Here is an 11,858-nt window from a genome sequence, read left to right on the forward strand (position 1 = left end):
CGAGGTGGGGAGATTGAGGTCGCGAGGCCAGACGATGGGCGTCGCCTCGGCCTTGGCCGTGGAGGTCGACTCCTGCGTCGTCGTGTTGCCCTCCGGCGTCGGAGGTGAGGTGGGGGTCGGTGTCGAGTTGGCCTGCATGGCGTTTCGTCTCCGAAAGAGACAAAGGCCTGCGGCGCGAAATCGGGGACATCACTTACGTGACGGCGAGCGTCGTGGTGCGGCAGAGGCCGTGGTACGGCGGGAAGCCCACGCCCGCGTCCGCGAGCTGCCTGTCCGAAGCGAGCGAGCGGAACTCGCCGACGTCGTCGCGTGTGCCAGCGGCGGAGCGGAGCACCTCGGCCAGGCGCGTCTGTTGGCCGCCTCGGTTGACGTAGAGGAGCGCGCGCCCCGTGTCCGCGTCGAGGCGCTCGCGCACCCAGGGCAACTCCTGCTTCACATCCTCTGGGCGCTCGAGGGACTCCAGTCGCTCGAAGCGCTGGAGGGCCTCGCCCACTGAGAACGTCTTCCCGTGGAGGAAGCGGCACACCTGGGTGGTGGCCTCGTCGAGGACGGCCTCGATGCGGTAGCGGCGGATGCCGGCCTCGGCGTAGCTGCTCACCTGGGCGAAGGAGCGCCCCTGGCCAATGAAGTGGCTCGCCACCACCTCCCAGTAGAAGGGGGCTCGCTCGATGAGCGCGCCGCGCGCGGCCCTCTCCAAGGACTCGGCGATGTCGCTTCTTCCGAGGCCGGCCTCCAGCCCCTCCGCCACGAGACGCCGAGCCTCCTGGCCGAAGGCGTCCAGCCGGCGCCCGTACTCGTCCCGCACGAAGTTGCCCTGGGTCCGGACGATGTGTTGGGCCACGCGTCTGTCGACGGCGTTGAAGCGGGCGGCGAGGGCGAGGCCCTGCTCTCTCCGGGCGTGGCTGCGCGCGGACGCCACCACCTCTTCGGCTGCGTCACCGAGGGGCGCTTGGATGCGGGCGGGGATGACGGCTGTCCGCCGGCCAGCAGCCTCCAGGGACTGGGAGACGAGGCGCCTGCGCTGGGCCGCCGTCGTCTTCCTCCAGTCCACGTCGAGGACGGCCACCGCCTCTCGCATGGCATCCACGTCCGCGCGCCCGACGGCGCGGCGAAGGCGCGCGGCAAGCAGGGCCACTGCGCGGTCCATGCCGGCGGCGGTGCCGACGTCGAGGGCCTTGGCCACCGGCAGCCGCAGGACGTCCCCCAGCAGGGTTTCCGCCACCGCCCGCGCCTCGTGCAGGAGGAGGAGGCTGTCAGCGGGGGCCGTGCACATGGGGGGGCTCCTGCGTCACCAGCTCCACGGAGCTGCGGCGCTTGGCGCGCACTTCGACTCCTGCCGGAGTGGGGGAGAAGACGACGTCGTGGCTGGCCGCGCACCTGTCACACAGGGCGAAGACGAGGAGGCCGTTGCGCCAGAGCGTCGTCGTCTCCTCCAGGGGCCCGCGCCTTCGGCACATGCGGCACTCCAGGACACCGCGCTCGGCGTCGGCCTGGGCCTGGAGCACCCACGCGCGCTGAAGCTGCTCAGGCGTCATGTGGGTTGCCCCGAGAACCAGGTGTCGAACTCCTCGCGGGGGACGGGGACGTGCTCGGTGTCCATGTACCGGCGGGCCAGCGCCAGGCGTCCTTGGGCCAGGCGCTCCTCCTCGGCTCGAAGCTCTTCTCGCAGCCCCAAGAGGCGTTTCGCCTCGCCCAGCAGCGAGCCCTTGTCCTTCTGGGGCTTCAAGTCTTCGACGCCCGTCTGAATGCCCGCCAGCGTGAGGGTGATGGGACGCTTCACCCAGTCGTCCGCAATCTTGCGGAACTCGCGGTGGAAGATGTCGCCGGCCAGGTGGCGGCCCTCCTCGGGAGTCAGCACACCCACGCGCACCAGGCGCTCTACCATCTCGGTCATGCGCTCCGGGTCTCTCGTGGCCGTCGTCTGGCTGCGGAAGCGCCAGAAGCGCACGCCCATGTCCGCGAGCACCTTCCGATTCAACAAGAAGTCGAACTCGTCGCGCTCGGGTTGGAAGACTTGGTCCTCCGCGAAGCGGAGCTGCGCCTCGGCCACGGAGCGGTTGAAGTCCCGGCCGTCTCCGCGCAGCAGTGGCGGCAGGCGGAAAGCGCTGCCCACCTTGTCGATGTTGCGCTGGTCGTACTGTTGGAAGAGCGCGTCCTGCTGCTGGGCGTCCGTCAGGGGGCGCAGCTCAATCTTCGCGCGTCCTCCGTCGCCGGTGCCACCGCCGTCCGCCTCGAGGATGAGAATCTTGTGGAAGTTGGCCTTGCCCTTGAGGTTCTCCTCGATGAAGCGCTCGATTCTCGGGACCGAGGCGTCAGAGAGCCTTCCGCCCGAGACGAGCAGCGCCAGAGGGGGAACGCTCTTGTTATTGAAGTAGAGGTAGTTGACCTCCTCCATCTGCCGGGAGCCGAGGACGGACAGCAGGGTTCCGACCCAGCGCGGAATGCCGTAGGGCGAGCGCGGCGAGTGGATGGCGAAGTGGATGAGTTCCGTGGCGGGACCGTCGGAGGCGTCCGCGGCCTTGAGGGTGGTGACATCCGCGAAGGCGCGGCCGGTGAGGCGGGAGATGACGCGCGAATCCCCGAAGGACTTGAAGTACACCCGCTCGCTGCCCTGCACCTGGATGTAGCGGCGCAGGCGCCGACGGGTGCTCACTGTGTCGAAGCTGACGGCGGAGATGCGGACGCGCTCGCGCACCTCGACGGCCTCCTTGTCGAGAGGGAGGAGCCGCACCGTGTACGAGGGCACGTAGACGAAGCGGGCGATGTCGCCCTTCCCGTCGCGCAGCACCTCCCAATAGGCGTTGCCCGTCACCTCCAAGTCATGGCGGGTGCGGCGACGCAACTCGACGAAGCTGCCGTCGAAGCAACAGAAGTCGAAGAAGGATTCCAGGCGGGCCTTCTCCACCCGGGCCTGCTGACGCACTGCCTCGGCATGGGCGGTGACTTCCGCGTCCGTGGGAAGCGGGGGCGTCCCCGAAGGCAGCGTGCCCGCGTCACGCGCAGCCAGGCGCTCCAGGGCCATGGCGTCGGCCACCTTCTCCCGGGCGCCGTCGGCGTCGAAGTCGATGGCAGGCTCGAAGCGGTACCCGAAGCCGTCGATGTTCGTCGCGTAGGCGTCGACGTTCTGCCTCAACGAGTTGGAGTGCTCGACGAGAAGGCAGAGGGCCTCCGGCTCATACGGAGGCTGGAGGGCGCCGGCCTCGCTGAAGGCCAAGGCGTCCTCGCCCCCGGGGCGGCTGGCGGGCTCGTCGACGCGGGCGCCCACCACCACGGCCTTCAGGATGGACTGGAGGCGCTCCTCGGCCTGGTGGACTTCCAGGGGCACCGTCACGGACGGTCCTCCACGTAAGCCAGGAGGCCCGTGGGGGTGTGAGAGACGGCGCGCACGCGCTGGCCGCGTGCCGCCAGCTCGGCGTGGACTGCCTCCAGCAGTCCGTCGTGGGTGGAGGCCTCGACGGTGAACTCCGGCCCGGGGTGTGGCGCGCCCGAGGGGGAAGCGAGGACGAAGACTCTGACGACGCTCTGCACACGGGCCTCCCGGACCAGGTGGAGGCAAGGCGCGCGGTGGGAGGGGTGCCCTCGATGTGCGAGGGCGTTGGGGGCCGCGCGCCTCACCTCCAGCGAGGACAAAGGCTTCGGGCCCAATTTCGGGGACATCGGGGGGCTTGAAGGCGCCTGTAGAGGCGGGGTCGCCGAACCATTCCGGCTGTGCGGTGACATGGAACCTTGCGCTTTGGGCTCCTTCTCTATAGAATTCTTCGAGTTTCGGCTCCATTGCTGATGCGGTGGCACGGCGCCGGGGACCGGGAGATCGAGTATGGCGTCGCGCAGTTGGGTGCAAAACCCGCTGAAGTACATGGACGAGCGTGTTCCGGCAGGCTTCTTCACTGACACGCTGCGCGCGCTTCGCGACGCGAACCGTATTGCGTCCGCGCACTGCAGGGAGTTGGAGCCCGAATGGCGCAAAGGCGCATTCGCCCACTTACGGCGAGAGTTCTTCAACCAGCTCTGGGGACCAGTAGCGCGCCGCTATGGCGGGCGAGCGCGGCCCGTCCTGAATGGGAACTTCTCGACGAACCACCTGGAGGTGGTTCTGCATGGCATCACGTTCACTTCGGTGTCAGTGCAGTGGCCCAACGAGTTTCCACGTGACGCCGATTACCGAAAGTCATTGGCAGTCGGGAACCAGCTTTCCATGTTGGGGCGGATGGGTCTGGAGGAGGAACAGCCCTTGGCTGAGGCCCAGCTTTACGCTGTGTTTGGCTACTCCAGTGACGTCGAGGAGGAGAGTGGTCTCCCGGTGTTTGCGCATGTGGGATTCCCTCACCACAGGAAGAAGAAGTACGTGGACATCAGGTCCCTGTTTGGGCTGATTCGTGATCTGGGCGGCCCTGCTAGCTCGGTTGGCGCGGAGCCGACCCCACCCACTCCGGGTTCAAGTGGTTCTGCGCTGCCGCCTGGGGTGGAATACGAAGAGGAGCGTACGGAGGAAGATCCGCCGTTGCGTATCGTCGGTCGTGATAACAAGGCTGCTAATAACTCCGAACAGGGGCTTGCGACAGAGTTCGCGGAGGAGCGTACTGAGGAGGAGCCGCCGCTGAGTATCATCCCCCGCGATAACAAGGCTCCTGGTACAGAGGACGAATGATTCTAGGCACTCCAGGCTTCATTGGCTCACGCTTGGTGGAGGCGCGCCTTGAGCGCGGTATCCCCGTGCGCGCACTCGCCGAGCGCGTTGAGATCAGTGTGCCTGCCATCTATGGCTATGAGAAAGGTGCCTCCAGTCCTCGAGCAGATGTATTGCGGCGGTTGTGCGACGCGCTCGATGTTCCGGAACGCTACTTTCTCATGCCCGTGGAGGAAGTGCCTGGAAGTGCGGTTTTCTATCGCGCGCAGCGCTCGACGAGCGTTGCTGCCTGTAATGCCGCAGAAGCAAAACTGAGCTGGCTGCACCGACTTGGAGCTGTGGTCGGCCAGTTCATCAGCCTGCCTTCCATGAACTTGCCAGACTTTGCAATCCCGAGGGATCCGCTAGCGCTCTCGGACGCTGAGGTTGAGCGGTTTGCTGTCGATACGCGGCGTCACTGGGGATTGGGGCAAGGTCCAATCAGCAACATGGTCGCATTGCTGGAGAAACATGGGATTTTGCTGGCACGGGCCCAAGTCGATGCGGAGGCGCTGGATGGTTTGTCACAGTTTTTTGGAGACCATGCGGTAGGGCTTCTGGCTGCTAATAAGGAGTCGGGTCCACGTTCACGCTTCGATGTTGCACACGAACTCGGCCACCTCGTACTCCATAGAGGAGTTGATCAGGCTCGCCTGAATAAGCCGAGCGAGTGGCGTGCCTTCGAAAATCAAGCTCATCGGTTCGCTGCGGCTCTGCTTTTTCCCCCAGAGGCGTTCCGGCATGAGGTGAAGACCTTTAGCGTGGATGGTTTCTTCGAATTGAAGATGCGCTGGAAGGTGTCTGTTCGAATGATGATGATGCAGGCTCAGAGATTGGGATTCCTGAGCGACGAGGCGATGACCCGTCTGCATATCAACTATGCGCGTCGAGGCTATAAACGCAATGAGCCGCTTGATGAGCAGCTTCCTCCCGAGCAGCCGCGTTTGCTTCGACGTGCGATTGAGATGTGGGTGGCAGACAGGGGCCACGAAGAGGTGTGTTCGCATCTGCCTTTTGCTAACCGGGACATCGTGACTTTGACGGGAGTTCCGCGTGGGGTTCTGACCGGCGAAAGCGCGCAAGTACTCAGGCTCGTGCCGACTTCAGCGCCTGACGGAGACGGTTCTGGGCCGACAAATGTGCCCCCAGGTGGGGGAACGGTTACGCCTCTTCGACGAGCATGAGCGCGAATCCGCGCTACCCAAGTACTCTCACCCCAATCTCCCCGCTACCTCGCCGCTCCGGCCCCCGTTCGCGCTGGCAGGCCAAGGCCACGGCCCAGAACTTGTCCGCGTGCCCACGGTTGGTGCGCTCGGCGTCGAAGGACACCTTCCCCGAGGGAAGCACCCGGCGCTTGATGGAGTGAATCTGCCCGACAAGCTCACGCTCGCGCGGCAGGGTGACGTCGCGGCGCTGGAGGAGAATCTTGAAGTCGGTGGCCCAGCGCTCCTTGGACTCGTTGGTGAAGTTCTCCGCCACCACCTGGGGGAAGTCGCGGGCGAGATTCTCAGCGAGATTCATTCCGATGCCGCTGCGGTCGACGCTGAGGCGCGCCACGGGCAGGACAGCGAGGAGGCGGCGCAGGTGGGCCTCCTGCTCCGCGAAGGGCACGCCCTCGAAGCTGCGCAGCATGCGGCACGTGAAGCGGCCCTGCACCTCCTCGAAGACGGCCAGCTCCGAGCGGTCTCTCGTGCGGCCCACGTCGAAGCCCGCCACCAGGCGCCCCTGGGGCACGGGCACGTCGGAGGCGTCTTGGGCCAAGGGCAGCTCGTCGGTGGTGCACGGGAGGATGAGCTCGTAGGGCAAGAAGCTGTAGGACTCGTCGACGTAAAAGGCATTCGAACTCCTGCTGGAAGTCCTCCTGCGGCAAGGAGTCGAACTGCTCCACCAGCACGGGGCGCCCGAAGCGAACGACGCGCTCCTCGGTGGGCATGAGAGGGGCTTCCACCGCGGCGCGCCTCACGTCCAGGCTGAAGAATCGGCACAGCCACCAGGGCACCTGCTGGCGCGTGTGGTGCGGGTACTTGCGCAGCTCCTGCGAGGCAATTTCCCAGAAGATGCCGCGCCGGCCCAACGGGGTGCTGCAACCCGTGAGCTGCCCGTGAGAGCGCAGGATGAGCGCGGTACTGCCGGTGTAGACCTCGCGGTCGTTCACGTAATGCGCCAGCTCATCGAGGTACGCGTCGCCGCGCTTGCCGCGTGGTGGCTTCGAGGGCACGGAGATGATGCGCGAGAGGCGACGGCCCTTGGCGTTGGACTCGAAGGCCAACTCCGTCTTCGCGTCGGTGACGAGCTTCTTTTGGAATGCGGTCGGCAGCTCCTCGTACACCTGCCGGGCGATGAGCACCTTCTCCACGGCGTCGCTCAAGTTGTACGAGACGAACACCGCCGTGTGGCCGTCACGCAGGTGGCAGCGCGCGAGGGCTTCCAACGCGAAGAGGAAGGAGAAGCCCACCTGGCGGCTCTTGGCCACCCAGCGGAAGCGGGAGCGGTTGTCCAGCAGCGCCTGCTGGTAGGGCTCCAGCACCACGGGCTCGCTGTCGTAGTGGCACAGGCCGGAGATGAAGCCCGACTCGGTAGCGAGCCACTGGGTGAGGTCGTCCTCGGTGCGTTTGACGATGCTGAGCGTCACGGTGTCCTCCTTCAACCGAGGCCGACGGAAATGGCCGACGAACGAGCGGCATCCTCCAGGACGCCGAGCACCTCGGGCCGCCAGAGCAACTCGCAGGCGGAATGTTCATGGGGGCTGAGGGGAACAGCCTCGGCGTACTCCCAGCCCGCGTCCGTCAGCTCCCACTCGCCACTCGCGGCTTGCCGTTGGAGGCCGCATGCTTCCAGGCGAAGGTTCATCTTCGGGGCAGACAGCCCCACCCTCTGGCCGAGCTGCATGGCGTTGAGCCACGCGGGTGGCGCGGCGGCCGACAGCGCCTTGCGGTGAGGCGCCATCGACAACCCGGTGTCCGTTTGGATGGCGTCGAGCGCGTGGGCCGCTGCCAGCTCCGGCTTGAGGCCCGGGATGAAGAAGGCGAGCGTCCTGGCCAGGTCCAGGTGTTCCAGGACTTGGTCCTGGAGCGGTGAGGAGGGTGCCTGGCGTGGCTGTGCAGGAGGGGCGGCCGGAACCGCGTTGGCCTCCGTCCTGCGGAGAGTGGGAAGCACCTCGTGCGCGAGCCAGCGTTTGAAGCGCTCCGCCCCCGCCGCCTGGCTGGTGAAGACGAGGCGATACACCCCGGGCTCGTTGACGGTGGCGACTCTCTGGATGCCGCCGGGGGTGTCGGTGGTACCGACGCCCTTTTCATCGTCTCCCAGTCGGCCCAGGGCGTTCGGGCTGTCGGCGATATCGAGAGCCGCGCAGACGTCGGCGGCCACGAACCATGGCTCACCCCGCTCGTCCACGGAGACACGGACGCGGTGTGCCTCGAAGTTGAAATGGGCCAGCGGATGCACAGCGACTCCTTTCGGGGAAACGCCGAGGCCGCGCGGGGCCCGGCTCAAGAATGCGCAGCGTGGTTAATGACTTGTCTTGTTAGGACTACAGAGCGTGCATGGCCGCGTCCTCTTCACGAAGGAGTCGCCATGTCTGCCTATGCTGCTGTCGCGCGCGCACCCCGCACCCTCACGGAGAAGGAGGTGGTGCTCCTGCTGCGCGCCACGGGGGAGCACCGGGATGGATTCCGGGACCACTGCCTGTACAGCCTCGCGCTGGCCTCGGGCCTGCGAGAGCACGAACTGGTGGCCCTCAACATCGGCGACATCTTCGACGAGCGCGGACGCGCACGCCGGCACGTGCCGCTGCGCGTCTTCAAGGGGTGCCGCCGGCACCCGGGCTCCCAGGAAGTCGTCCTCTCGGACACGGTGCGCGCGAAGCTGGAGAAGCTGCTGCGCCTCAAGCGCTCGCAGGGGCACGACGTGGGGCCCTTGGCGCCGCTCTTCATGAGCCGCTTGGGACTGCGCCTGTCCACGCGGCAGGTGCGCCACGGCTTCGGAGTCTGGCAGCAGCGCGCGGGCCTGGAGAGGCACCTCAACTTCCACGCCGTGCGCCACACCGCGTGCACCGGGGTGTACCGGAGGACGAAGGACATCCGCCTCACTCAGCGGTTCGCGCGCCAGCGCAGCATCGACTCCACGGTCATCTACACGCACCCCTCGGACGACGAGCTGGTGCGCGTGACGCAGGACCTGCCCTGCTGATGGGGCGTGCTGCCTCCGCGCTGAGTGCCCGCGAGAGCCCCTGGACGGGTCGGGGTGCCGCGCGGAGGCGGTGAGTGGAGGCTGTGCGCGGAGTCCGCCCAGGCTGCCCCTGGCGCAACCGGCGAAGAAAGTGAACAGCGCGAGGCGTTCACTTACCGGGCGCAAATGAACGGGCGCGGGGTGTTCACTTTTTCGGGGCTGACCCTCTCGAAAAGGGCCCCAGGTACACGCCCCGGCGGCGCATCCCGCACGAAAGATCGCACCACCCCCCACCCTGGCGTCAGGGGTAGGCGGGGTAGGCGTGCTGGCGTCATCGGTAGGCATGGTTGCGCCCGGCCGGAGCAGGCGGTGAAGGTGACTGCGGAGGAGCTGGGCCGCGCGACGGGCGGCAGGAGGCCCAACCAGCGGAAAGCGGCCATTGGCCTCGGCGCTTCGGCCCCTCACGAGGCCTCGTAAGCGCGCGAAACAGCGTGGGGGCGGTGACGCCGAATGGCCGCCTTTACCTATTTTCGGCCATTCGGCTCGGCCCTGGTAACGGCACGCGCGCCCAGGTGCGCGCGGGGCGGAGCGCGGGGGCGCGGAGGGCTTGGCTCGGAGTCGTGGGGCTCACGAGGAGGACAAAGGCCTGCGGCCCGAAGCGCTGGGGGACACGCGCGCACGAACGGGGCGCCACGCGGCGACAGGCGCGGTGCGCGGGGCTGACCGGGGCCGAGCGCCAGGTGGGCCACGTGGCGGCCGGCGGGGCGCAGCGGAGGAGGGCGTCCCGGGCCGGGGAAGTGAACGGCGCGCGCGTCCACCTCGCTGGACGGAGTGTGCTTCCGGGCGCGAGTTCGGGCCGGAACTCGGACCGCGGTGCTCGAGCACCTGGTGGCTGTCCGACCTAACCTCGCGAAACTACGAAGGCTGTGGCGCCAGGCGTGTGCTTCTGCGCGCCAGGTGGAGCTCCCGGGGGAAAGTGACCAGGCCAGGCCAGGCGCGGCGAAAGTGAACGGCGAAACTGAACGCGAAAGTGCCCGCGTTCACTTACCGGAGGGTGCTCTCAGTCGGGGTCGGCGGGGGCCGCGACGTCCGTGGGAGGCGCCACGGGGGCGCCGTCCTTGGGGCTTCCCGGCGAGGCTGTGTCGAGGTCCTCGTCGTCGCTGCTCACCACCTCTGCGTCCACCTCGCCGCGCACGGCGGGCGTCGTCTCGCGCGCAGCGCGCAGGGCCTGGGCGTGCCGGGCCTGGAGGCCCTCCAGCGAGAAGCTGGCGTGCAGCTCCTGGCGGGAGTCGGCGCCGCCTTGGACGAACTCCTTCAGGCGCACCATGGTGTTGAAGTCGGTGGGGTTGTCGACGCGCACGCGGCCCTCGGACAGCGCCTCCTCGAAGCCGAGGAGGTAGCCGTCAATCATCTTCAGGGCGTCGTCCTTGGAGACGGCGATGGCGTTGGCGCGCAGCTCGATGAGCTTCGCATCCGCCTTGGTGGCGATGCGCGTCTTGGCCTCCTCGCGGCGGCGCAGGCAGTTGTGCTCCTTCGCGTAGTTGGCGACGAGGGAAGTCGCGACGCCGAAGCGCTCGGCCAGCTCGCGGTACGAGGCGTAGCTCGTCATGGTGGAGCCATCCGGCAAGCTCTTCACGTCGCCGAAGACGAGGGCGCGGTCCAGCTCCTGTCGCGGTAGCGCGGGCTCCTCGGACTTGCGGGGGCGGCCCGTCTTGCGCTTCGGAGGAGGAGGCGCTTCGTCCGGCGTGGGCGTCGCGTCCAGCGCGGGCGTCTCGTCCGGCGGCTCGCCCGCGAGGAGGCGCTTGCGGCGGCCGAGGCAGTCGTGCTGCTGGGCGTACTTGGCGACAGCGCTGTGGGCGACGCCGAAGCGCTCGGCCAGTTCGCGCAAGGAGGGGAAGCGCCGCTTCACACGGCCCCGCGTGGTGGGCACCTCTTCGCCTTCTACGAGGAGCCGGTCCACCTCGTCGTGAGGCAGCCGGGGGCCTTCGGCTTTCGTGGGGCGCCCCAGCTTCTTGAGGGGCTTCTTCTGGGCCATACCTTCCCTCAGCAGCCGTTGGAGGGCTGGGCCACCGCATCGACGACCTGGGTGCGCAGCCGTTGCATCAGCCGCGTGCGCTGGCGCTTCAACCGCTGATACGTCCTCTCGGCCTCGGCGGCGTCGCCTTCGACGAGGCGGCTGACGTAGGTGCGCAGCTTCTCTCGCCGGACGACGGTGGCCATGAGGACTTCGACGTCGCTGTGAGGCAGGGTGCCCCGGGCCAAGTGCACCAGCACGGCGTCGCGCTTCACGAAACTGCGGCGGACGCTGGGCCTCCTGGGGCTCTCCACCGGCGTGGCGTGACGGGTGTCCGGCAGCCACTCGGCGAGCTGCGCCTGCGTGTACGTCTCGTGCTGTTCCGCGCGCTCCTTACGGAGGTGCCGGAACACCTCGCGCGCCGTCTGCTGGCGCAGGCGGACGGCCGTCCAGTCACCCCAGCGGGAGAGAGGGAAGGCGCGCGCGACGGAGAGGAAGGTGGCGAGAACGAGCTGGTCCAGGTCCTCCCGGGGCACCGCGCTGCCGAGGAGGCGGCGGCGCAGGCGCCGCAACATGGGGGCGTAGGCGGCGGCGAGGCCCGCCGTCCACGCGGGGCTGGAGGAGGCCTGCATTTCGGCCACCAGGGCCCGAGTGAGGGCTTCCCTCTCCGGGTACGTCTCCTCGCGCGCGTCAGCCAACGTGACCAGCACCGATTCGAGCGTGGCGTGGCGCGCGAAGGCGGGCCGCCGCGTGCGCGCAGCCGCGAAGACGGCGTGGTGCCGAGGGGAGAGCGCCTCCACACGCAGCAGGCCCAGGAGGTGGCCGAAGAAGTCACTCACCGAGGACGGGCCTCCCACCACTCGCGCACCAGCTCGAGGAAGTCATCCAACTGCATGGTGACGAGGGGCGTCTGCCCGTCGTCCTTGCACACGGCCAGCGGCCAGCGGCCCGGCGGGCACGTCTCCACCGCCTGGCGCATGGCCTCGCGGACGTTGGTGCGCTGGTGGGCCT

General features: G+C 68.0%; 12 protein-coding genes. 4 read left to right on the forward strand and 8 right to left on the reverse strand.

What is annotated here, in order from left to right:
* Positions 1-193: 193 nt before the first annotated feature.
* Genes FJV41_RS43595 through FJV41_RS54320 form a run of 4 tightly spaced genes read right to left on the reverse strand, consistent with a single transcriptional unit; the run spans position 194 to position 3,528 of the window.
* Entirely contained in the window at positions 194-1,273 is a 1,080-nt protein-coding gene (locus FJV41_RS43595) for a head morphogenesis protein (RefSeq protein WP_141648548.1), read from the reverse strand.
* Positions 1,254-1,535 (reverse strand): hypothetical protein, encoded by a 282-nt coding sequence (locus tag FJV41_RS43600; RefSeq protein WP_141648549.1) that lies wholly within the window; start codon positions 1,533-1,535, stop codon positions 1,254-1,256. The genes FJV41_RS43595 and FJV41_RS43600 overlap by 20 nt, the downstream gene beginning before the upstream one ends.
* Positions 1,532-3,331 carry a phage portal protein gene (locus FJV41_RS43605; protein WP_246137793.1) on the reverse strand — a complete coding sequence of 600 codons (1,800 nt, stop codon included), beginning with the start codon at positions 3,329-3,331 and terminating at the stop codon, positions 1,532-1,534. The genes FJV41_RS43600 and FJV41_RS43605 overlap by 4 nt, the downstream gene beginning before the upstream one ends.
* Entirely contained in the window at positions 3,328-3,528 is a 201-nt protein-coding gene (locus tag FJV41_RS54320) for a hypothetical protein (protein ID WP_246137794.1), read from the reverse strand. Before FJV41_RS54320 ends, FJV41_RS43605 begins: the two co-directional genes overlap by 4 nt.
* Positions 3,529-3,817: 289 nt before the next feature.
* Here FJV41_RS54320 and FJV41_RS43615 point away from each other — a divergent pair, with 289 nt between their 5' ends.
* Complete coding sequence (locus FJV41_RS43615) at positions 3,818-4,648, forward strand: hypothetical protein (protein WP_141648552.1); 831 nt, start codon at positions 3,818-3,820, stop codon at positions 4,646-4,648.
* Entirely contained in the window at positions 4,645-5,850 is a 1,206-nt protein-coding gene (locus FJV41_RS43620; protein ID WP_141648553.1) for a helix-turn-helix domain-containing protein, read from the forward strand. The genes FJV41_RS43615 and FJV41_RS43620 overlap by 4 nt, the downstream gene beginning before the upstream one ends.
* A 13-nt stretch (positions 5,851-5,863) precedes the next feature.
* Here FJV41_RS43620 and FJV41_RS55045 read toward each other — a convergent pair whose 3' ends face one another.
* Positions 5,864-6,406 (reverse strand): phage terminase large subunit family protein, encoded by a 543-nt coding sequence (locus tag FJV41_RS55045; protein ID WP_368773781.1) that lies wholly within the window; start codon positions 6,404-6,406, stop codon positions 5,864-5,866.
* Between the two features lie 482 nt (positions 6,407-6,888).
* On the opposite strand from FJV41_RS55045, the gene FJV41_RS55050 reads away from it, so the two are divergent.
* Entirely contained in the window at positions 6,889-7,182 is a 294-nt protein-coding gene (locus tag FJV41_RS55050; RefSeq protein WP_220137948.1) for a hypothetical protein, read from the forward strand.
* A 127-nt stretch (positions 7,183-7,309) separates the two neighbouring features.
* On the opposite strand, the gene FJV41_RS43635 is transcribed toward FJV41_RS55050, so the two are convergent.
* Positions 7,310-8,110, reverse strand: a complete 801-nt coding sequence (locus FJV41_RS43635) for a BRO-N domain-containing protein (RefSeq protein WP_181791346.1) — start codon at positions 8,108-8,110, stop codon at positions 7,310-7,312.
* 129 nt (positions 8,111-8,239) lie between these two features.
* Here FJV41_RS43635 and FJV41_RS43640 point away from each other — a divergent pair, with 129 nt between their 5' ends.
* Entirely contained in the window at positions 8,240-8,854 is a 615-nt protein-coding gene (locus tag FJV41_RS43640; protein ID WP_141648557.1) for a tyrosine-type recombinase/integrase, read from the forward strand.
* Between the two features lie 1,039 nt (positions 8,855-9,893).
* On the opposite strand, the gene FJV41_RS43645 is transcribed toward FJV41_RS43640, so the two are convergent.
* The gene (locus tag FJV41_RS43645) at positions 9,894-10,868 is read right to left on the reverse strand and encodes an AT hook motif domain protein (RefSeq protein WP_141648558.1); all 975 of its coding nucleotides are present in this window, start codon (positions 10,866-10,868) and stop codon (positions 9,894-9,896) included.
* 8 nt (positions 10,869-10,876) lie between these two features.
* Positions 10,877-11,707 carry a hypothetical protein gene (locus FJV41_RS43650; protein WP_141648559.1) on the reverse strand — a complete coding sequence of 277 codons (831 nt, stop codon included), beginning with the start codon at positions 11,705-11,707 and terminating at the stop codon, positions 10,877-10,879.
* Positions 11,708-11,858 lie beyond the last annotated feature (151 nt).

The organism is Myxococcus llanfairpwllgwyngyllgogerychwyrndrobwllllantysiliogogogochensis (genome assembly GCF_006636215.1).
GTDB classification, from domain to species: domain Bacteria; phylum Myxococcota; class Myxococcia; order Myxococcales; family Myxococcaceae; genus Myxococcus; species Myxococcus llanfairpwllgwyngyllgogerychwyrndrobwllllantysiliogogogochensis.

What these genes read in the sequence shown, in the direction of transcription:
- FJV41_RS43595 (WP_141648548.1), bottom strand. Translation starts at nt 1,273, where the DNA reads ATGTGCACGGCCCCCGCTGACAGCCTCCTCCTCCTGCACGAGGCGCGG.
- FJV41_RS43600 (WP_141648549.1), bottom strand. Translation starts at nt 1,535, where the DNA reads ATGACGCCTGAGCAGCTTCAGCGCGCGTGGGTGCTCCAGGCCCAGGCC.
- FJV41_RS43615 (WP_141648552.1), top strand. Translation starts at nt 3,818, where the DNA reads ATGGCGTCGCGCAGTTGGGTGCAAAACCCGCTGAAGTACATGGACGAG.
- FJV41_RS43620 (WP_141648553.1), top strand. Translation starts at nt 4,645, where the DNA reads ATGATTCTAGGCACTCCAGGCTTCATTGGCTCACGCTTGGTGGAGGCG.
- FJV41_RS55050 (WP_220137948.1), top strand. Translation starts at nt 6,889, where the DNA reads ATGATGCGCGAGAGGCGACGGCCCTTGGCGTTGGACTCGAAGGCCAAC.
- FJV41_RS43640 (WP_141648557.1), top strand. Translation starts at nt 8,240, where the DNA reads ATGTCTGCCTATGCTGCTGTCGCGCGCGCACCCCGCACCCTCACGGAG.
- FJV41_RS43645 (WP_141648558.1), bottom strand. Translation starts at nt 10,868, where the DNA reads ATGGCCCAGAAGAAGCCCCTCAAGAAGCTGGGGCGCCCCACGAAAGCC.